This window comes from Pseudoteredinibacter isoporae, assembly GCF_011602085.1.
In the GTDB taxonomy this organism is placed as follows: domain Bacteria; phylum Pseudomonadota; class Gammaproteobacteria; order Pseudomonadales; family Cellvibrionaceae; genus Pseudoteredinibacter; species Pseudoteredinibacter isoporae.
Map to the genome: position 1 here is coordinate 1,709,939 of NZ_JAAONY010000002.1, position 21,909 is coordinate 1,731,847.

Consider the following 21,909-nt stretch of genomic DNA (forward strand, 5'->3'; position numbering starts at 1 on the left):
ATAGGGCTACCGTCTTGCACAGGGCAAGCAGTAGGGCTATGGTGCCTGCCATTATTGCAGAATGCGAAAGGTATGCACCAATGCGCGAAGACGTTAAAGAGTATTACGGAAAAACTCTGGCTGGCAGCGAGGATTTGAAAACCGATGCCTGCTGCACCCTGGAAGCTCCCCCTCAAAATATCCGGGAGATTCAAAAGAAGATCCACCCTGAGGTTTCAGGCCATTATTACGGCTGTGGCCTGATTATTCCCCAGGAAATCAATGGCCTTAGAATTCTCGACCTGGGTTCGGGCTCGGGCATGGACGTGTACACGCTGTCCGCTATGGTGGGCAAAAGCGGCTATATTGTCGGCGTTGACATGACCGACGAGCAATTGGCCATCGCTCGCCGCCATCGCGAATACCATGCCGAAGCCTTTGGCTATGAGCAATCCAACGTAGAATTCCACAAAGGCTATCTAGAGCAACTCGACGAGCTGAATCTGGAGCCCGGCAGTTTTGATTTGATCGTATCAAACTGTGTGATCAATCTCTGTCAGGACAAAGAAGCGGTTTTGAAACACTGCCATCGCCTGCTCAAGGAAGGCGGCGAAATGTATTTCTCGGATGTCTACAGCGACCGTCGCGTGCCAGAATCCCTGCGGCAGGACCCGGAGCTGTATGGCGAATGCCTGAGCGGTGCTCTGTACTGGAATGATTTCCATAACCTCGCTAAAAACTGCGGTTTTGCTGACCCCCGCTTGGTTGAAGATCGACCATTAGGCCTCAACAACGACTCCGTAATCGAGCGTATTGGCCACATTGGCTTTTACTCAGCAACCTATCGCCTGTTTAAGATCGATGACTTGGAGCCCGCCTGCGAAGATTACGGCCAGGCCGTAAAATACCTCGGTGGTATTGAGGAACAGGAGCAACAGTTCACACTGGACAAGCACCACCTTATTGAAAAAGGTCGACTGTTCCCGGTTTGCGGAAACACCTATCGAATGCTCAATGAAAGCCGTTTCGCCAAGTACTTTGAGTTCTATGGCAGCTGGGATCAGCACTTCGGCATTTTCGAAGGTTGCGGAAGCAGCCTGCCCTATGATCGGGTCGCGGCCCCCAATGAAAGCGATTCGGGAGGCGGTTGCTGCTAGGCCCGGCGCTTAGACGCAGTTAACACTTCCAGCAAAGACTTCCTGTAACGGTCAAAGCCGCAAGGTGTTTTGGCCTATTCCCCTGGCACGCCACTCCACATCAGGTGGCGTCTGGGGTACCATCGCTGCCTTTTGCTAGCGCCGGTATCGCCAACATGTCACGTCGACACGAAAATCTGGATCAATTTCGCGGGTATTACCTACACCCCAAGTTCTGGCCCCTGTGGCTTTGGTTTAGCCTGCTGTGGCTGGTTGGACGTTTGCCCCTGGTGGCAATTCGCGCACTGGGCACCGGCACCGGTCTGCTGGTGTACAAAGTCGCGAAAAGCCGACGCCGGGTCACCCTGCGTAATCTGGAATTGTGCTTCCCGGAAAAGTCCGGGCAGGAACGTGAACAAATTGCCAAAGACAGCTTCGCCAGTGGCGGCATGGCACTTTGGGAGTCCGGCTTGATTTGGTTTGGCAGCCATTCGCGTATGCGCAAAATGCACAAGATTATTGGCCTGGAGCATCTGGAACGTGAGCCCGGCCAGGCCATTCTCATGCTGGGCATGCACAACGCCTGTCTCGAGATGACCTATGGCCCCCTCGCCTTGCAACACCGCATGAAGATTCTGTTTCGAGTTCATAACAACCCGTTTTGGGAATATGTCGCCCAGAAAGGCCGTAATCGCTATAACCTGACTCTAATCTCCAACAAGCGGGTTGGGCAATTTGTTCAGCACCTAAGCGAAGGCGAAACCGGCTTGATTGCTGCTGATCACGACCTGGGGCGCAAAAACAGTATCTTCGTCCCTTTCTTTGGTATTCAAACCGCCACTGTCACGACGCCAAGCACCCTGGCCAGCGCAAGTGACGCTAAAGTTGTCTTCAGTTGTGGTTATCGTACAGAGACGGGTTACACCATCGAGATCAAGCCCCTCGACAACTTCCCCAGCGACGATATCGAAGCCGATATCGTACGTTTCAGCGCACTGGTAGAAGCCCATGTTCGCGAGCACCCGGGCGAGTATATTTGGATGCATCGCCGATTTAAGACCCGCCCCGAAGGTGAAGAGTGCCTGTACAAGAAAAAATAAGCTTCCCAGGCCCAATCGCCTGCTATTGCTGAGCCAAAATCACCTGACAGCCGGGGCGTTGGGGCAGTATAATCTGTCCTTTTTGCCACCCCGGTTGATAGAGAGATATGGAAGAGCAATACCTCCCACGAGACATCGAACAACACGCCCAAACGCATTGGGAGTCCAAGCAAAGCTTCGAAGTAAGCGAAGACCCGAACAAAGAGAAATTTTACTGCCTGGCGATGTTTCCCTACCCCAGTGGCAAACTGCATATGGGGCATGTGCGCAACTACACCATTACCGATGTCATTTCCCGCTATCAGCGCATGCAGGGCAAGAACGTTCTGCACCCGATGGGCTGGGATGCTTTCGGCCTGCCCGCTGAAAATGCCGCCATTCAGAACAAGACGGCACCCGCCAAGTGGACCTACAGCAATATCGAATACATGAAAGGTCAGCTGAAATCTCTCGGTTTTGGCTTTGACTGGAGCCGTGAACTGGCAACCTGTCGCAACGACTACTACAAGTGGGAACAGTGGTTCTTTACCCGCTTGTACGAGAAAGGCCTGGTCTACAAGAAAATGGCCACCGTGAACTGGGACCCCGTTGACCAGACCGTACTGGCGAATGAGCAAGTTGTCGATGGTCGTGGCTGGCGTTCCGGCGCCTTGGTAGAGCGTAAGGAAATCCCGCAGTGGTTTATCAAAATCACCGACTACGCCGAAGAATTGCTGAGCAGTCTGGATCAGTTACCTGACTGGCCAGAGCAGGTAAAAACCATGCAACGCAACTGGATCGGCAAGAGCACCGGTGTGGAAATGAGCTTTGCCCTCCAGAACGAGGTTGCCGGTTTAAGCGATATTGACGTGTACACCACTCGTCCGGATACCATCATGGGCGTAACCTATGTGAGCATTGCCGCCGAACACCCCATCAGCTTGGCGCTGGCAGAGCGTAACAGCGAGCTTGCCGCTTTTATCCAGGAATGCAAAAGCAACTCTGTGGCCGAAGCCGATATGGCAACCATGGAGAAAAAAGGCCTGGATACCGGCCTGAAAGCCATTCACCCGATCAGCGGTGAGGAAGTTTCCATCTGGGTCGCGAACTACGTGCTGATGGATTACGGTTCCGGCGCGGTAATGGCCGTACCGGGTCATGATGAGCGCGACTTCGCCTTTGCCAACAGCTACCAATTGCCCATCAAGCAAGTTATCGCCAGCACCCTGGCGGATGATCCCGCCTTTGACAGCAGCAACTGGCAGGAATGGTACGCACGCAAAAACGATACCCGTACCGTGAACTCAGGCGAACACTTCGGCGAACTTGACGGCTTGGATTTTCAGGCGGCCTTCGATGCTGCCGCTGACAAGCTGGTTGAGCTGGGCAAAGGTACACTGAAAACCAATTTCCGCCTGCGCGACTGGGGGGTTTCCCGTCAGCGTTACTGGGGCGCTCCCATCCCGATGTTTAACTTGCCTGAAGGCGGTGAAATCCCGGTACCTCTGGAAAAGCTTCCTGTATTACTGCCGGAAGACGTACAGATGGATGGCGTTCAAAGCCCGATTAAAGCCGACCCGGAATGGCGCAAAGCCGAACACGATGGTCAAGCGGTGGAACACGAAACCGATACCTTTGACACCTTTATGGAGTCTTCCTGGTATTACGCTCGCTACACCTGCGCGAATCTGGAAGATGCCATGCTGGATCCCGCCAAAGCAGATTACTGGCTGCCAGTGGATCAGTATGTGGGGGGTATCGAGCACGCAATTCTTCACCTTTTATACGCGCGCTTCTTCCACAAGCTGATGCGCGATGAAGGTCTGGTTAATTCCGACGAACCTTTCAAGCGCCTGCTGTGTCAGGGCATGGTTCTGGCCGACTCCTTCTATCAGCAAAATGAAGACGGCAGCAAAATCTGGTTTAACCCGGCTGATGTTCAATTGGAAAAAGACGAGAAAGGCAAAGTGATTTCTGCCAAGTCTGACTCAGGTGAAAGCCTGATCGCTGGCGGCATGACCAAAATGTCCAAGTCCAAAAACAACGGCATAGATCCACAAACCGCTGTGGATCAGTACGGTGCCGATACCGTGCGCTTGTTCACCATGTTTGCCGCGCCACCGGAACAGACTCTGGAATGGAGCGACGCCGGTGTAGAAGGTGCCAGCCGCTTCCTGCGTCGTCTCTGGAAGACGGTCTATTCGCATCTGCAAGCCGGTGAAGCTGGTAAGATTCCAGGCAGCGGTTTAAATGAACAACAGGAAGCCCTGCGCCACAAAGTTCACAGTACCATCAAGAAAGTCAGCGATGACTATGGTCGCCGCCAAACTTTCAACACCGCGATTGCAGCGGTAATGGAAATGATGAATGAAGTAACCCGTCAAGCCGACCGTTCAACACCTGAGCACTTAGCGGTAGAACGTGAAGCTCTGGAAGCCGCAGTACTCTTGCTGGCCCCGGTAACGCCGCATATCTCTCAGCACTTGTGGGCTGCCATGGGTAACGGCGACGATGTGATTGACGCAAGCTGGCCTCAGGCAGATGAAAGTGCGCTGGTACAATCCAATATCATGTTGGTTGTTCAGGTAAATGGTAAAGTGCGCAGCAAAATTACCGTCGCCGCCGACGCCGAAGAAAGCAGCATTATCGAAACCGCCAAAGCCGATTCCAATGTCGCGAAGTTTTTGGCAGATAAAGAAATCAAAATGTGCAAAGTGATCCCCAACAAACTGGTCACTTTTGCCGTTAAATAAGCGTTCACAGGAATAATTACAATGAAAAGCTTTGTGCAAGTCAGCATGATCACCGGACTGGTATTGTTAATGGCCGCCTGCGGCTGGCAACTGCGCGGTCAGGTTGAGCTTGGGAAAGATATTGGCACGCTGTATGTCAGCTCGCCCGACGCCGAGCTCCTGCGAGATCTGAAACAAGCCCTGCGCCGCAACGATATTGCCTTGAGCGACAGCAACGCCGAGGCTGACTACAATCTCAGCCTGCAAACCATGCGCTTTGACCGTCGCACAGCCGCTGTCGGCAGCCAGATTCTGGCCGCCGAATACGAGCTGAATATGCAGGTCGATTACCAAATCGCGCAATTGAAAACGGAAGAAGGCAAAAAGCCTTATGTAGACGGCGCTCGTGCCAGCACCATTCGCAGCTACGCCTACGATCCAAACAACACCCTGGGCAAAGATCAGGAAGAACGCCAGCTACGCCGTGAAATGCGCAGCGAAATCGTGCAACAAATTTTGCGCCGCCTGGCCCTGATCAGCCAGAGCAACGAAGACTAGGCCATGGCCAAACTGCGCGCCGAGCAACTGCAAGCCAGCTTAAAAAAAGAACTTAAGCCGGTATACCTGATCAGCGGAGAAGAACCTCTGCTGGCTCAGGAACTCGCTGACGAAGTGCGAGCCAGCGCGCGAAAGCAGGGTTTTACGGAACGTGAAGTGTTGCATGTTGACCGCAGTTTCGACTGGAACCTTCTTCTCGACAGCGCCAATGCCATGTCGCTGTTTGCCGAAAAGAAAATTATCGAACTCAATATGCCCGGCGGCAAACCTGGCACTGAAGGCAGCAAGGCGCTGGTTCAGTTTTGCGACAACGCCAACGACGATAATATTCTGCTGATCCACAGCGGCAAACTCGATCAAAGCCAGCAGCGCAGTAAATGGTTCAAAGCCCTGGAAAAGCTGGGGCACTGTGTTCAAATCTGGCCCATCAAAGCCGCTCAATTACCCCATTGGATCAAACAGCGTTTACAGCAGGCACAACTTAGCGCCGATCCGCAGGCCATTGAAATTCTCTGTGCCCGAGTGGAAGGCAACTTGCTCGCCGCCGCGCAGGAAATTGAAAAGCTTAAGCTGCTTGCTGAAGAGCAACACATCAGCAGCGACCTGATGAACAGCGTTGTCGCCAATAGCGCACGCTATGATATTTTTGATCTCGCCGACAAGGCATTGATGGGCGACGCCCAAGCCTGCACCCGAACCTTGCAAGGCTTAAAAAGCGAAGGTACTGATGCCATTCCCGTGCTGTGGGCATTAGCGCGCGAAATCCGCAGCTTGAATCAAATAGCCCATGCTCAGGATCAAGGTCAAAATTTTGATTGGGCCGCAAAAAATGCAGGTGTGTGGGACAAACGTAAACCTTTAGTCGGCGCCGCTCTGAGACGTCTCAACAAAGCTCAACTGGAATTACTGCTGCGCAAGGCCAACGGCATTGATAAAGCGGCGAAAGGCATGCGCAAAGCCGATGCCTGGAGTGAGCTGATGGATTTATGTCTTTGCCTCTGTGGCCAAAACAGCCTGCACCCCAGTTTGCAACGTTTGTCACTCAGTCTTTAGTTCTCAAAACCACAACAGCACATGCCCCAAGTCGCCGAAACCCAATTCAGCCTCCACGACAAAAGCTGGAGCCTAAAACGCTTTCCCTTTCGCAAACACGAGACTCTACGCGCCTGGGATGCCGCCGATGAATTATTGCTGCAAGAAGTTGCTGGCAGTATTAAGCAAAATGAGACAGTTCTGATTCTAAACGATGGCTTTGGTGCATTAGCCACTGTACTTGCCGACCATAACGTGCATTGGATCAACGACTCCTTTATCAGCGAACAAGCTTGCCGACAGAACGTGCAAGAAAATCATGGCGTAGAAGCCACATTAAACTGCCACAACAGCCTGAGCTGGCCAGACATCACCTTCGACTGGGTGCTGATCAAACTTCCTAAAAGTCATGCCCAACTCGAAGACCAACTCTATCGTCTGAAAAGCTGTCTGCATTCCGAGAGCAAAATCGTTGCCAGTGCCATGACCAAAAATCTGCACCGCCAAACGATCAAACTGTTTGAAAAACTGATTGGTGAGAGCCACACATCGCTGGCCAAAAAGAAAGCTCGCCTGCTGTTTGCCAAAGCTGAGCATCTGACACCAGCCGCCTCACCCTACCCTAAACACTACTCTCTGAGTGAATATCAACTGGATGTTTTTAATCACGCCGCTGTGTTTTCCCAACAAAAACTGGACATCGGCACCGCTTTCCTGCTTGAGCATTTTCCGGAGAAAGAAGATTGCGAGACAATTATTGACCTCGGCTGTGGCAATGGATTGCTGGGCCTGCGAGCCGCACAATTGTACCCCGAGGCAAAGCTTGAGTTTTACGACGAATCCCACTCGGCCATCGCCAGTGCTCAGCTGAACGCTGAGAAGAACCAATTGAGCAACGAGCGCTTACGCTTTGTTCACGGCGACTGTTTGGAACAAGCAACACCTAACAGCGCCGATTTGATCTTAAACAACCCTCCTTTTCACCAACAACACAGCATTTCCAGCCACATAGCCAAACAGATGTTTCGTCAAAGCTGGAAGACGCTAAGAAAAGGGGGAGAGTTATGGGTCGTTGCCAATCGACACCTTGGCTACCACAAGGACTTACAAGCCTTGTTTGGCAATCAGAAGGTCGCTCACAGCAACAGCAAGTTTGTCATATTAAAAGCACGAAAAAATCGCTAAACCGAATTGAGGCCAAAAGAATTCATGGAGTAAAGCTCTGAATAAGAGCTTTAAATGCCATGACCGATATCATTGGAGGCGACCAATTCGAGCTTTCTTCGGATATGACAAAAACTCTCTTCAACTTCGTTTGCCGAAATTGGTTTGGAAAAGAAAAAGCCCTGGGCATAATCACAGCCCTGTTTTTTCAACCATTGTTTCTGATCACTGCTTTCGATGCCTTCTGCCACCACTTTCAACCCCATATTGTGGCCAAGGTCGATAATCGATTTGGCTATCGCAGCGTCATTGGAATCGTGATAAATATCGCGAATAAAACTGCGATCAATTTTGAGCGTATCAATCGGGAAACGTTTCAAATAGGCGAGTGAAGAATAGCCCGTCCCAAAATCATCCATAGCCAAAGCAACCCCCATGGAATGCAAACGTTTCAACATTTGCACGGATTGCTGGGCATTTTCCATGGCTGAGGACTCTGTGATTTCCAACTCCAAACAGGAAGGTTCCAATTGATGCTTATCCAATACAGATTGAATGAAATCAGGAAACTCTATCTGGAGAAACTGTCGCGGTGACAGGTTGACGGCTACCGAGCCCACTTTGAAGCCGCGATCCAACCAAAGACGCTGTTGTCGACAGGCCTCATCCAGAACCCATTTTCCCAGAGGAACAATGAGACCGGTTTCTTCAGCCATAGGAATAAATTCACCAGGCGACATCACTTCGCCGTTATCCAGATCCCATCTCACCAAAGCTTCCACACCAATAATTCGGCCATCGTGCAAATCGATCTTAGGCTGATACACCAAGCGTAGCTTGTCATATTTAATGGCCTTGCGCAGATCATTTTCAATCAACAAGGATTCAACCGCTTTATCGTTCATGGAGTGATTGAACAGGCGATAGGTATTTTTGCCTTCTGCTTTTGCGCGGTACATTGCCACATCCGCATGTTTGAGAAGGGTTTCGCTATCGTCACCATCCTCGGGATAAACACTTACCCCAATGCTTAATGTGCTGGTAATGTCATAACCGCGCAACTCGCAAGGTGTTGCCCCAATCGCAAGGATCTTTTCTGTCACCAGTGTAACGTCTTCATGACTGTGAATATCTTCAATCACCAGTACAAACTCATCCCCCCCGAGACGAGCAACGGTATCGACCTGGCGCACACAAGAAACTAAACGTTCTGCGATAATTTTCAGCAGAGCATCACCCGCATCATGGCCAAAGCTATCGTTTACGTATTTAAAACGATCCACGTCCAGCAGCATAATCGCCACTTGAGAATGATTGCGTCGTGCCCTCGCCAGACTGTGCAACAGGCGTTCGTGAAAAAGTGTTCGATTGGGCAGGCCGGTAAGCTCATCATGAAATGCCAGATGGTTCAGTCGCTTTTGCTGTTCCTGCATGGCAATTTCGGATTCTTTGCGTTCGGTAATATCCGTACAGATCGCACAACTGGCAAACAGTTTCCCCTGTTGATCAAGCAAAGGAAAACGATTGATCCAATAGTATTGGCTTTTGCCCTCGGATGATTCGAATGAGAACTCCCAATCCGCATTCACTTCATCTTCCGATTCCGGGCGACCCTGCCAGAGGGCCTGTGCAATGGTATCTGGGAACAGAGAGTAAACATGATGCCCGTTGTAGCGGGTATTTGCGGCTTCAGATAATTCATCATTGAGGTGATGATCACTGCTTAAAATGACATTGCCATCCAAATCCACCACGGAAATAAATACCGGGGAATGATCAAGAATGGAACGTAAATACACCTCACTGGCCCACAGAGCCTGCTCAGCCACCTTGGCTTTTTCCAACTGCTGATGATGCCGCCAGGTGATGGTCAGGTGCTGCAACACCAAACCACAAAACACCTCAAGCTGCTGGCAATCGCCCAACAGTTTTTTGGCTTCTTTTTTCGAGAGGCTCAGTTCCAGGTATATCAGCCCAATGGGGTCTGACTCTTCACCGATGGGGATACAGGCAATACTCTGGCACTCGTCCCGCAGAATTTTATCCTGCACCACAGGATCGTCAGCCTTGCACAGTCGGGCGCTTGCCGAGCTGTGACACTGCTGTACCAGTTCAGGGGAGATTTTACGGAAATGCAGAAGGTCGGTATTCAGGACAGTGACACTGTCATTAATCGCGGTGCCGCGCACCCAATGTTGCCCAGACTCGCAAGTCAGCAGCACAACTCGGGCAACCGAGGGCAGCTCGCTCCAGCTTTTCAGCAGCCACAGAACCAGTTCTCGATGTGGTTTGCTGACCACCAGCTGATAAAAGCGCCGCATGAGATCAACGGCGGCTAACTGCTTAGACATCTCACCATCCTAAACCACTACTTCCCCATTCATTGGGGAATAACACAGTAGATAGGCTAGCGGCGTGTGGCGCTTAAACTTTAATTTGTTAGCCGAAGGCGCCCAGCGTCAACAGCACGAAACTGCAGCCACTGATGACGAGCACTGCAATCAGGTTGATGGCAAAACCGTTGCTCACCATGTCGGCAATACGCACCTGGCCGGTTCCAAAAACGATCGCATTGGGCGCAGTTGCCACTGGCAACATAAAGGCACAGCTCGATGCCAGCGCGGCAGGCAACATAATTAATGCGGGCTCCATTTCTGCGGCGATTGCCGTGGCCGCAAGAATCGGCATCAATAGTGTGGCTGTTGCGGTGTTACTGGTGACTTCTGTTAGGAAGGCCACCCCCAGACCCAGCAAAACCAGTAGCAGCAAAACCGGCAATTGATTAAAGCCCGCCAACGCTTCACCAATGGCCTGGCTCAAGCCAGTCGCGGTAAACGCTTTGGCAATGGCAATACCACCTGCAAACAACAGCAGAACACCCCAATGAATCTGGTTGGCGCTTTGCCAATCCAACAGACGCCCACCTTCTCCGTCCGGAATAATAAACAGAACCAATACAGCAAACAGAGCCACAGAGCCGTAGTTCGCCGTTGGCAGCCACTGCCCCCAACCACCGGACGGGCCTTTCAGCGTAATCCAGGCCAGAGCCGTGAGAGCAAAGATCAGCATCACTCGACGCTCAGCCTTGCGCCAGCCGCCCAGCTCGGGCAATTCCAGCATACTGGTATCGGTACCCAGCTTTCGGCTTAGCCAAAAACCGGCCAAAGGCACCAGAAGTATCACCACCGGCAAGGACCACTGCATCCAATCCACAAACGTCAGCTCAACCCCGGTAGCGTCCTGATAAGCCTGCATCATAATCACATTAGCCGGGGTTCCAATCGGCGTGCCCAAACCGCCAATGCTGGCGGCATAGGCGATCCCGAGAAGCAAGGCGATCATCAATTTACGATCATCGCTCTTTTCGAGAACCGCCAGAGCGACTGGCAACAACATCAAGGTTGTTGCGGTATTGGAAATCCACATGGAGAGCAAGGCGGAAGCCGCCATAAAACCCAACACCAAACGACGCTGGGAGCCACCACCAAACAAACCCACCATGCCCAGAGCAACCCGGCGATGAGCCCCGCTTTTTTCCATCGCCTTGGACAACATCGCACCGCCCATCAGAAGAATAATCAACGGACTGCCATAGGCCAGCGCCACATCTTTAGGGCTCAGAATACCCAGCAAGGGAAACACACCTAACGGAATCAAGGACGTTGCTGGAATCGGAATGGGTTCAAACATCCACCATAGAGCACAGAGCAAGGTAAGCGCTGCCGTCATAGCCGCATTGACAGGCCAGCCACTCTGCCACATCAACACACCCAAAATACAAGCCAGCACCGGAGCCAGCCAAATCATATTACGCTTGACCAGTGCCAAGACCGGAACGGACTGCGTCGTTTCAGACATAGATTTTTATTCTTGATTTAGTTGAGGAAGGTCCAATTTGCGGTTGCCTGGGGGAGGAAACCGGATTGTCGCATGGCACGGGCAATATTGCCTTTGACTCGCAATTTGCGCATACCTCTCTGGAGCGAGAAATAGGTGCGCTTACCCTTTGGGTGCAGACGACTGATAATAAAATGTCTCGTCCCGCTGACTTTCAGCTTCACGCCTGGGACTGGCGATAACAACTTTTCAAGGTATTGCAGTGGGCGATCGGCCGACGCGGTAAACGGCGCGGCAATCAAATCACTGGCACCCGCACAGGATTGCTTGGCAATTTGATTCCAGTCGTTGCTCAGGGAAAGATCGGCCACCTCAAGGGATTGCAGTAATTCAGTTACCATTGGCCAATTGGCGTGGGAGCTTAATCTGAATTGTTGCAAACCGGACAAGTCGATAATCGACATCGGACGACCACAGCTATACAAACCCAGTTGAAATTCCCCTTGGCGAATGATCGGGTCACTCACCCAAAGGGATTTGGCTCGGCTTTGCGTTCGCTCTCGCCAGATGGAAACACCACCCAACAATGCCTCGCCTTTTTCTACCTTGGAGAGAATACTGAAACTGGGAGCGGATTTGATTTTGATCTCACCTTTCACACCACCCAGTTGCAGAGCCTGCACCAACAGAACCAGTTCAATCACTTCGAGGTTGGTAAACGGGTCTTGATGCTTGGCGGTGTATTCGGAGTTGAAACGGTAATCTCTGATATCGCTCAATTGGCGGCCAGCTGTAAAATCCCTGAAACCTGTGACGACGGGCGCGGGCGCCAGAATGACGGTCGTGCCATCAGCGTGGGCCGGCAGGCATAGCACTGAAAGGGGCAATAGAACCGCCACCATCAGTAAGGTTTTTAATTTACCTATGCCTTGCAACATCCAATGCGCATCCATATCGTGAAATCGAGCCCTCTATTCTACCCAGCTGATGCTGGCTATCAATGCTTATGAAAAAATCCGTTAATTTAGTAATTGGCGCGTCAAACAGGTCTTCTTTTCAGCCCGCCCACCTTGGCACAAGACCTTTATAAATAGCAAGCACTTACAAACATGGTAATATTCCACCCCTGAAACCGCTGTTAGAAATAAATAATCTAGGTAAAGGGGTAGCCCCTTATTACTCTAATACATATAAATGTCACACTTTACCTTAACAATCTGCTCACGAATTGGCCGACAACGATTAAAATATGGGCATTTATCGTCAGCAGCGACAGGCACTTATGGAACTGGATAAGCCACTATTTTGTATTGCCCATCGCGGAGGCTCTCAGCGATATGAGAACACCTTGCGCGCCATTGAACGAGCACTCAAGCTTGGCGTCGATGCCATTGAAATCGATGTCTGGAATGTCCGTGGGGAACTGCTGGTCTTTCATGACCGCCGGCTGTCCCATGCCCCCTTTCAGGATGCCCTGCTCGTCCAGCAGGACCCCAAACTCCTTCGGCAAACCGCCTTGCCCTGTGGCGAACACATTCCCACCCTCCTGGAGGTAATGGAACTGATTGGAGATCGCGCATTGCTGAACATTGAGCTAAAGGGCCCCGGATGCGTGAAAGCGGTGAGTCATCAGATCGAAGAATATGTGCAATATGGCCAGGGAAGCTACGAGTCCTATTTGATCTCAAGCTTCGATCATGTCCAGTTGCACAAGCTCAGTCAGCGCCTGCCCGAAGTCAAACGCGGCGCATTGTTTGCCGGCGTGCCCCTGGACTATGCCGCTTGTTGTGAGCAACTCAATGCCTATTCCCTGCACGCCTGCATCGGCTTTTTGCGCCAGGGCCTAATCGATGACGCCAGCGCGAGAGGATTCAAAACCTGGGTGTATACAGTGAATCACGAAGAGGACATGGGCCATCTGGCCGCAATGGGGGTCGACGGTGTGTTTACCGACTTTCCAGAAAAGGTATTGGCGCTGAACGAGGAATTTCGTCAACGCCACCCCAAGGTTGAAGGTGGCCACTTCTAATATGGCCCAACCCTGCAGATTACAAACTCAGTTTACGCTCTCACCGTGTGCCTGCTTGTCGGCATGATAAGAAGACCGAACCAGAGGACCACAAGCGGAATGGGTAAAACCCAGCTCTTTGGCCATCTCAGTGTATTCATCGAACTCATCCGGATGCACATAGCGGTCCACGGCCAGATGGCTTTTGGAGGGTTGCAGGTACTGACCGATGGTTAGCATGTCGATATCGTGCTCTCGCATATCGCGCATGACCTCAAAGATTTCCTCTTTGTTCTCACCCAGCCCCACCATCAGACCCGACTTGGTCAAAACATCCGGGCGACGCTTTTTATATTCTTTCAATAATTTCAGCGACCAGGCGTAATTGGCGCCGGGGCGTGACTGACGATACAAACGCGGCACCGTTTCCAGATTGTGATTAAAAACATCCGGCGCTTCGGCTTCCAGAATATCCAAAGCTTTGTCCATGCGACCACGGAAATCCGGCGTCAGAATTTCAACCTGCAATGTAGGGGACAATTCACGCGCTTCGCGAATACAATCGGCAAAGTGTTGGGCGCCACCATCGCGCAAATCATCACGATCTACCGAAGTAATCACCACATACTTCAAACGCATTTCCGCAATAGCCTCTGCCAGATTACGGGGTTCACTCTGATCAAGAGGCAATGGTTTACCGTGGCCAACATCACAGAACGGGCAGCGACGAGTACAAATCTCACCCATGATCATAAAGGTTGCCGTGCCACCGGCGAAGCACTCCCCCAGATTCGGGCAACTGGCCTCTTCACAGACACTGGCCAAACCATTTTTGCGAAGAATTTTTTTGATGCGATCCACTTCCGGAGACGCACTCATACGCACACGAATCCAATCAGGTTTACGCTTCACTTCATCGCTGGCTATGACTTTAACGGGAATACGTTCGACTTTATCGGCGTCGCGAAGTTTTTCACCGGCCTTATGGCGACGGGTGCGCTTTACAGGAATGTTCTCAGGTCTTTCGCTCACGTTGTTCTCACTCGCAGGTCTCTACAGAAGGCAGGCCTGCCACTTCATTTTTAATATCGTAGCCCAGTTGCGCCATTAAGCAACGAACTAACTCTGTTTCTACTTTTTTGTAATCGGGACTCTCGTCCAACAAATCCACCATTTGCACCATCTGCAATCCCTGATAGCCACAGGGATTGATTCGCAAGAAAGGCTCAAGGGACATGTCCACATTCAAACTCAAACCGTGGAAACTGCAGCCCTTACGCACGCGCAAACCCAGCGAGGCAATCTTGGCGTCATTCACATAAACGCCCGGTGCGTCAGCTTTGGGATAGGCGTCCAAACCAAAACTCGCCAGGGTATTCACCAAGGCAGTTTCAATGGCCGTCACCAAGTCTCTGACACCAATGCCCAAACGACGCAGATTGATTAAGGGGTACAACACCAGCTGCCCCGGACCGTGATAAGTCACCTGGCCACCTCGATCCACCTGAACGACAGGAATATCACCCGGCATGAGAAGGTGCTCAGCTTTGCCAGCCTGACCTTGAGTAAACACCGGGGGATGTTGCACCAACCAGAATTCATCGGGACTGTCGGCGTCACGCTGGTCGGTGTAGTGGGACATGGATTGCCAAACCGGCTCATACTCCATCAATCCCAAATCACGAATATTGATGGCTGCCATTTACAGAACCATTTTTACCAGAGAACTGCTGCGCAAATCATTGTGCAGGGCTTCCAACTGATCCACGCCAGTTGCCGTAATAAATACCGTAATAGATTGAAAGCTGCCTTTGCTGCTGTCCTTCAGACGAATGCGCTCGGGATCAAAACCCGGAGCATGCTTGGAAAAGACTTCCATTACCAAAGCCTGCAGCTCATCACCTGAATCACCCATAACTTTAATGGGGTAATTTTCACAGGGGAATTCAATTTTAGGGGCGTCTGGCTGGCTCATGTTTGCGGTACCGGTCTCACTCATGGAATGGCGGCATTATACCGCAAAGCCAGCCGGAGAGAGAGCAGCTGGCGAATTCAGCGATATGTACCAAATTCGCCGCAAAAACTGCTTGAAATGGGAGTTAAGCGAAGAGATTGAAGACAAATAGCTTAATTGTGTCCCACAGGCGGGCGAAGAAACCTGCTTCCTGTACAGGCTCCAGCGCCACCAGGGGCACCTCAGCAATCTGCTTGCCATCCAGTTCCAGACTCAAACGGCCCAACTCCTGGCCTTCTGAAATTGGCGCTTCCAGAACATCATCCAACTTCACAGTTTGTTTAATACGTTCTTCGCCCCGGCGAGGAATGGTGAGCGACAAGGCTTTGTCTACGCCAACGGCCACTTCCTTAACCTGACCACCCCACACGCGCTGAGTCGCCAATTGCTGACCGGCCTCCAGAGCCTGATGAGTTTCATAGTAACGGAAACCATAAGCCAGCAACTTTTGAGATTCTGCGGCGCGGGCTTTATCGGATTTGGTGCCCATAACCACAGAGATCAAACGCATACCACGCTTAACGCCCGAAGCCACCAGACAGAAACCGGCTTCTTCTGTGTGCCCGGTTTTCAAACCGTCAATGGACTTGTCCAAAAACAGCAAACGGTTGCGATTCATTTGATCGATGCCGTTGTAAGTAAAGGAACGCTCCGCATAAATTTTATAGTGTTCCGGGTAATCGTTAATGATGGCTTTTGCCAAAATCGCCAGATCACGAGCCGTGGTGTAATGCCCTTCCGCAGGCCAGCCAGTTGCGTTGAGGTATTGCGTACTGGTCATACCCAGAATTGCCGCCTGCTGATTCATAACATCGGCAAAAGCTTCCTCGCTGCCAGCAATATGTTCCGCCAATGCCACACTCGCATCGTTACCAGATTGGATAATCACACCGCGCAACAGGTCTTTTACGCTGACCTGAGTACCCTCGCGAATAAACATTTTCGAGCCACCCATCTTCCAGGCCCGTACAGAAATGTTTACCTCGTCATCGGCTCCAACATTGCCTCGTTCCATTTCACTGGACACGATATAGCTGGTCATCATTTTGGTCAGACTGGCCGGCGGCAACATTTCATCGGCATTGTGTTCAACAAGAACTTCACCGGTTTCGGCATCCAACAGCAAGTAGGCGGTCGCAGCTAACTGTGGTGGTGCCGGAATCAATTGCTGGGCAAAAGCCGAGGTCACCGTTAGGCACAAAATGAAAAAGGAAACGATAGCTCTCATGAGTCTGGACTGTCCTATGTAAAATTATTCATTCACTACAAAGCCCGAGCCCAGGCTCAAAGCTTGCAAAGTCTTTCGTACCGCCGCGATATCATTCACTTTGGTCAGTGGGCCAATATGAACCCGGAATAAACCCTTGGCCTGGTTTAAACGCATAGGCTCACTGATGCTGCTGCGCAAACGTGCCAGCAACTGCTCGGCGGATTGGCGCTGACTGAAGGCCGCCACTTGCAAATACGATTGTTTACCGAGGTGGGCATTGCGATTCCCCGATGACGGGCTTGGAGCCCGCACGATTTCCTGTGTCGGCTCTGCGGTGCCAGGATGTACCACACCCGCGTGACGCAATGGCGGGTTTCCAGTATCAATAGCTTCAACAGAAACCGGAGCCGTTCCTCTCTCAGCAAAACCCAGTTTACTCGCTGCCGCATAGCTTAAATCGATTATCCGATTGCCATGAAATGGCCCTCGATCGTTCACTCGCACAACAACGGAACGACCGTTACTGTGATTGGTAACGCGGACATAGCTGGGAATCGGCAAGGTTTTGTGGGCCGCCGTCATGGCGTACATATCATAAACCTCACCATTGGAGGTGTTACGTCCATGGAATTTTTTCCCGTACCAGGAAGCTTCACCCTGCTGGCGAAAGCCCCGGGAATCCGACAGAACACGATAAGTTTTGCCAAAAATAACGTAGGGGCTTTTATTACCAGCACGGGTCCGGTTTTCCTGTTTGGGAATAGCATCAGGTGAGCCGGAAAAATCCAGTGGACGCGAAGGGCCACTGTCTTTGATTTCCTGCTGACTGCAGGCACACAGGCCAAGCACCATAAGCAGCTGCGCAACTCTTGTGAAATACTTGCCCTGAAAACCGTGCATCATCATTAGGCCTTATGCTTGCTTATTGGCCGCATCGTACTGTTGACGAATTTTCTGCGCCAGTTGATAAACCGCCATGGCATACATACGACTGTGATTGTAGCGGGTAATCACATAGAAATTATGCAGCCCCAACCAATATTCTGTTCCCTTGGCACCTTCCAATTTCACCAAGCTGCTGGAGTTTTCAGCTGGCACATCAACCAACGGAGTAAAGCCTGCTTCGCGTAATGAACCCACCGTGTATTTCGGTTTCAGAGACTGGTTTGCCAAGTCTCCCTGAAAATTCTTTTCCAACCCGGCCCTTACAACCACCGGTTCGCCCTGACGCCAGCCATGACGTTTAAAATAATTGGCAACACTGCCGATGGCATCGCGTTTGTTTTTCCAGATATCGGCAATTTCGTCGCCGTCAAAATCAACCGCGTAAGCTCGAAAGCTGGATGGCATAAATTGTCCGTAGCCCATAGCACCGGCATAAGACCCCTTTAAAGCCAAGGGGTTTTGTTGCTGCTCACGAGTTAAACGCAAATAGTGTTTCAACTCTTTGGTAAAAAACTTACTGCGCTTGGGGTAATCGAACGCCAATGTGGACAGCGCGTCCAGCACTCGATAGCTACCCATAATGCGACCATAGCGGGTTTCCACACCAATAATGGCGACAATAATTTCAGGTGGCACACCGTATTTTTCGGAGGCTTCCTCCAAAGCGGCCTGATTTTCCTTCCAGAATTCTACCCCCTTGCCTGCGCGCTTACCGTCGAGAAAAATCTTACGGTAAGACTTCCACTGCAAGGTTCTTTCCGCCGGGCGGGAAATCGCATCCAGAATGGATTGCTTCTTCTCGGCCTGGGAAAACAAAGCGTTCAATTCTTCCTTGGAAAAATCGTCTTCCGCAACCATCTCGGCAATCAGTTTTTGTGCCAGTGGATGCTGTTCATAACCTTTAGCCTGAGCTGTCACTGCAGACAGCAAAGACACACCCATCACCAAGCTCAGCTTGGCCGTTTTCTTAAATCTTTCCATCATCAAAACAAACTCTCTAAACAAGACCCTAAGCGGGTCTAGGTTAACAATATTCTGCAATCAGTCCCAGTGCTGCCACAGCAACTCCGGGCATTGAACGTTTCAGTCACCGACGTTAAATGCTTACCTTGCGTCGCTCGGTACTGATTGCCATCAGCAAGCCAAAGCCGGTTAACAAGGTCACAATCGCTGTACCACCATGACTCACCAGCGGCAACGGCACACCCACTACCGGTAATAGACCTGTAACCATGCCGATGTTCACAAAAATATAAACAAAAAACGTAAACGTAATACAGCCCGCCAAAATACGATTAAAGCTGGATTGAGCCCGTGCGGCGATCAACAGCCCCCGCCCGAGAATAAACAGATAAATCAGGAGCAGGAGCAGCACCCCCAACAAGCCAAACTCTTCAGCCAATACCGCGATAATAAAATCGGTATGGCTCTCCGGCAGGAAATTTAACTGCGACTGAGTGCCATTCATCCAGCCTTTGCCGTAAATCCCCCCGGAGCCGATGGCGGTTTTCGACTGAATGATGTTCCAGCCCGCGCCCAGCTTATCGGCCTCTGGATTAAACATGGTGAGAATGCGTTGCTTCTGGTAATCCCGCAGCACAAACTGCCACATAGGCCAAGCGCTCATCAGCGCGAGGAAAGTGGCCCCCAAAATATAGCGCCAGCGCAAGCCTGAAAAAAACAAACCGATCAAACCCGACGCCGCAATCAGCAGTGAGGTGCCCAGATCGGGCTGCTCAAGAATCAGCACTGTCGGCAATCCGACGATCATCAAGCTGACAACAATATGCTTAAAACTTGGCGGCAAAACCCGGGCGCCCAGGTAGGCTGCCACCATCATAGGAACCGCCAGCTTAATAATTTCTGAAGGTTGGAAGCGAAAGCCTCCCAGGCTCAGCCAGCGCTGTGCGCCTTTTGCCCCTGAACCCATCACCAGAACCAAGGCCAACAAGCCCACCCCTCCCAAATAAAACCAGGGCGACCAACGCTGCAGAAAACTCATTTTAAATTGCGCAGCGGTAAACATGGCAACGTAACCCAGGGCGATAAACACCGCCTGGCGCTGCACATAAAACTTGGTCTCACCGCTGGCGCTGTACAGCACGATCAAACCATAGGCGGTTAATGCAAGCAGGCCAAACAGCAAAGGGATATCAATATGAATGCGCTGCCAAAAGCCTACCGGTTTACGAAGATCTCGGCTCGCTTCGGGCATACGACGTTGGAAATCTTGCTGTACCATCAGCGTCCTACCTCCGTGCTATCGCCATCCGGGGTGGCATTTTCAGACGGTTCGGTATCGAGCTGGCCATGAAGCAAATATTCATCGAACAATACGCGGGCAATTTTGGCCGCCGATGAACTCTTCTCACCGTTCTCCACAATCACCGCCACCGCAATCTTGGGATCATCCGCAGGAGCGTAACCAACAAACAGGGCATGATCCCGCTGTCGCTCAGCCAAGGCCTCGGAATCGTATTCGGCATCCTGTGCAATACCGACAACCTGTGCCGTACCGGTTTTGCCTCCCATACGGAAGTGGGCTTTGCGAGCAATGGACTTCGCGGTTCCACGCTGGCCATGCACCACTTCTTCCATCGCATCCATCACCAGCGCCCAGTTCTTTTCACTGGCCTCTACCACCTGGGAAGCCTTATCCGGCAATTCCTCTTCACCCACTCTCTGCACCAGCCTCGGCTGTCGACGAATACCTTTCGATGCCATGGTCGCCGTCATTGAGGCCAGCTGCAAAGGCGTCGTTAATACAAAGCCCTGACCAATTCCCATATTCAGGCTGTCGCCCGGGAACCAGGGCAGCCCTCGCACCCCACGTTTCCACTGACGGGAAGGCCAGAGACCGGAACGCTCACTGGGCACATCAACACCAGTACGCTCCCCCAAACCAAACTTGTCTCCGAAGCTGTGCATGCGATCAATCCCCATGCGGAACGCGAGATCGTAGTAATACACGTCACAGGATTCTGCGACCGCCTGCTTCAAAGCAACACGGTGACCATGGCCACGCTTTTTCCAATCCCGGTAGCGACGCTCTTCACCTTCCAGCTGATAAAAACCCGGGTCGCGCACCGAATAATGCTCATCGATAATGTTGGCTTCCAGCCCTCCCAGGGCCAGCATCGGCTTCAGTGTGGAACCCGGTGGGTATCCCCCTTGAATGGCACGATTAAACAAAGGCAAATCAGGCGACTCGTTCAGAGCTTTATAGTTTTTAAAACTGATACCGGTAACAAACAGGTTGGGGTCATAACTCGGAGCGCTGACCATCGCCAACACACCACCACTGTCGATCTCGATGGCAACTACCGCGCCTCGTCGCCCACCCAAAGCAGCAACCGCTTTGCGCTGCAACTGGGCATCCAGAAACAGCTTGAGGTTCTCCCCCGGTGTCGGGTCAGTGCGTTCCAGTACCCGCAATACCCGACCACGGGCATTGGTCTCCACCTGCTGATAACCGACCTCGCCCAGCAGCAGTTTTTCATACTGTTTTTCCAGGCCGATTTTGCCGATTGAATCGGTGCCGTTATACAAAGAGTACTCTTCACTATCCAGCGCCTTCAGTTCACGCTCATTGATACGACCCACGTACCCCACGTTATGGGCAAACAAATCCTTCTGGGGGTAATAGCGGACCAATTGTGCCTCAACCACCACACCCTTGAGCCGATATTCATTCACCGCAATCTTGGCGATTTCCTCTTCATCCAATAAGTAGCGCAGTGGAATGGGCTCATAAGGCCGGCGTCGGCGCTTGGGGCGCTTCAGGCGCTTATCGAAGTCTTCCAACTCATCTTCGCTGATATCCACCAACTGCCCCAACAAGCGCAGGGTCGTATCCAAAGATTCAACTTGCTCTTTGACAATCGACAAGGTGTAACTGGGGCGATTTTCCGCGAGCAATTCACCGCGCCGATCATAGATAAGCCCCCGGGTCGGCGGCAAAGGCTGCACCTGAACACGGTTGCGATCAGATTGGGTAACATAGGTTTGGTATTCAACGACTTGCAGGGTGTAGAGTCTGGCGATCAATACAATTACCAGAGCGATGATCAAGCCGGCAACGATAATGGCTCGACGAAAGAAGATACGAGCTTCATTGTAGTGGTCTTTAAATCGCAGATGCTCAGACATACGCATCCGTTCCCGCTGCGCTTGCGATCATTCCACACGCCAGGATTATGTCCATGCCGTCCCCAA

The 21,909-nt window shown here is 51.7% G+C and carries 18 protein-coding genes; 7 read left to right on the top strand and 11 right to left on the bottom strand.

Translation table 11 applies throughout. From position 1 onward, the window contains the following. Positions 1-80: 80 nt before the first annotated feature. From G8768_RS15945 to G8768_RS15970, 6 genes are all read left to right on the top strand, one after another. Entirely contained in the window at positions 81-1,136 is a 1,056-nt protein-coding gene (locus G8768_RS15945) for a methyltransferase domain-containing protein (RefSeq protein ID WP_166843250.1), read from the top strand. 155 nt (positions 1,137-1,291) lie between these two features. Further along, complete coding sequence (locus G8768_RS15950) at positions 1,292-2,215, top strand: LpxL/LpxP family acyltransferase (protein WP_166843249.1); 924 nt, start codon at positions 1,292-1,294, stop codon at positions 2,213-2,215. Between the two features lie 107 nt (positions 2,216-2,322). After that, complete coding sequence (gene leuS / locus G8768_RS15955) at positions 2,323-4,947, top strand: leucine--tRNA ligase (RefSeq protein WP_166843248.1); 2,625 nt, start codon at positions 2,323-2,325, stop codon at positions 4,945-4,947. 21 nt (positions 4,948-4,968) lie between these two features. After that, entirely contained in the window at positions 4,969-5,484 is a 516-nt protein-coding gene (locus G8768_RS15960) for an LPS-assembly lipoprotein LptE (RefSeq protein WP_166843247.1), read from the top strand. A 3-nt stretch (positions 5,485-5,487) separates the two neighbouring features. After that, a complete protein-coding gene (gene holA / locus G8768_RS15965) occupies positions 5,488-6,537 on the top strand; it encodes a DNA polymerase III subunit delta (RefSeq protein ID WP_166843246.1) in 1,050 nt (349 codons plus the stop codon). Between the two features lie 21 nt (positions 6,538-6,558). Beyond that, positions 6,559-7,701, top strand: a complete 1,143-nt coding sequence (locus G8768_RS15970) for a methyltransferase (protein ID WP_166843245.1) — start codon at positions 6,559-6,561, stop codon at positions 7,699-7,701. Between the two features lie 50 nt (positions 7,702-7,751). Here the strand turns inward: G8768_RS15970 and G8768_RS15975 are convergent, their stop codons facing one another. From G8768_RS15975 to G8768_RS15985, 3 genes are all read right to left on the bottom strand, one after another. Continuing rightward, positions 7,752-10,031 (bottom strand): putative bifunctional diguanylate cyclase/phosphodiesterase, encoded by a 2,280-nt coding sequence (locus G8768_RS15975; protein ID WP_166843244.1) that lies wholly within the window; start codon positions 10,029-10,031, stop codon positions 7,752-7,754. Between the two features lie 88 nt (positions 10,032-10,119). Continuing rightward, positions 10,120-11,538 (bottom strand): SLC13 family permease, encoded by a 1,419-nt coding sequence (locus tag G8768_RS15980; RefSeq protein ID WP_166843243.1) that lies wholly within the window; start codon positions 11,536-11,538, stop codon positions 10,120-10,122. 17 nt (positions 11,539-11,555) lie between these two features. Then, positions 11,556-12,470 (bottom strand): hypothetical protein, encoded by a 915-nt coding sequence (locus tag G8768_RS15985; protein ID WP_166843242.1) that lies wholly within the window; start codon positions 12,468-12,470, stop codon positions 11,556-11,558. Positions 12,471-12,766: 296 nt separating this feature from the next. Here G8768_RS15985 and G8768_RS15990 point away from each other — a divergent pair, with 296 nt between their 5' ends. Next, positions 12,767-13,546 (top strand): glycerophosphodiester phosphodiesterase, encoded by a 780-nt coding sequence (locus tag G8768_RS15990; protein ID WP_243749511.1) that lies wholly within the window; start codon positions 12,767-12,769, stop codon positions 13,544-13,546. A 27-nt stretch (positions 13,547-13,573) separates the two neighbouring features. Here the strand turns inward: G8768_RS15990 and lipA are convergent, their stop codons facing one another. The 8 genes from lipA to mrdA form a co-directional block, all read right to left on the bottom strand. Then, positions 13,574-14,557: a lipoyl synthase gene (gene lipA, locus G8768_RS15995; RefSeq protein ID WP_166843241.1), complete on the bottom strand. Its 984-nt coding sequence runs from the start codon at positions 14,555-14,557 to the stop codon at positions 13,574-13,576. A 7-nt stretch (positions 14,558-14,564) separates the two neighbouring features. Further along, positions 14,565-15,227: a lipoyl(octanoyl) transferase LipB gene (gene lipB, locus G8768_RS16000; RefSeq protein ID WP_166843240.1), complete on the bottom strand. Its 663-nt coding sequence runs from the start codon at positions 15,225-15,227 to the stop codon at positions 14,565-14,567. Then, positions 15,228-15,500, bottom strand: a complete 273-nt coding sequence (locus tag G8768_RS20865) for a YbeD family protein (protein ID WP_166843239.1) — start codon at positions 15,498-15,500, stop codon at positions 15,228-15,230. It lies immediately after the preceding gene. A 124-nt stretch (positions 15,501-15,624) separates the two neighbouring features. Next, positions 15,625-16,767 (bottom strand): D-alanyl-D-alanine carboxypeptidase family protein, encoded by a 1,143-nt coding sequence (locus G8768_RS16005; RefSeq protein ID WP_166843238.1) that lies wholly within the window; start codon positions 16,765-16,767, stop codon positions 15,625-15,627. 24 nt (positions 16,768-16,791) lie between these two features. Then, complete coding sequence (locus tag G8768_RS16010; RefSeq protein WP_184679389.1) at positions 16,792-17,652, bottom strand: septal ring lytic transglycosylase RlpA family protein; 861 nt, start codon at positions 17,650-17,652, stop codon at positions 16,792-16,794. A 9-nt stretch (positions 17,653-17,661) separates the two neighbouring features. Further along, positions 17,662-18,678, bottom strand: coding sequence for a lytic murein transglycosylase B (gene mltB, locus G8768_RS16015; protein ID WP_166843237.1), 1,017 nt, complete (start codon positions 18,676-18,678; stop codon positions 17,662-17,664). Between the two features lie 112 nt (positions 18,679-18,790). Next, positions 18,791-19,936, bottom strand: coding sequence for a rod shape-determining protein RodA (rodA, locus tag G8768_RS16020; protein WP_166843236.1), 1,146 nt, complete (start codon positions 19,934-19,936; stop codon positions 18,791-18,793). Then, positions 19,936-21,843, bottom strand: a complete 1,908-nt coding sequence (gene mrdA, locus G8768_RS16025) for a penicillin-binding protein 2 (RefSeq protein WP_166843235.1) — start codon at positions 21,841-21,843, stop codon at positions 19,936-19,938. Before mrdA ends, rodA begins: the two co-directional genes overlap by 1 nt. Between the last annotated feature and the right edge of the window lie 66 nt (positions 21,844-21,909).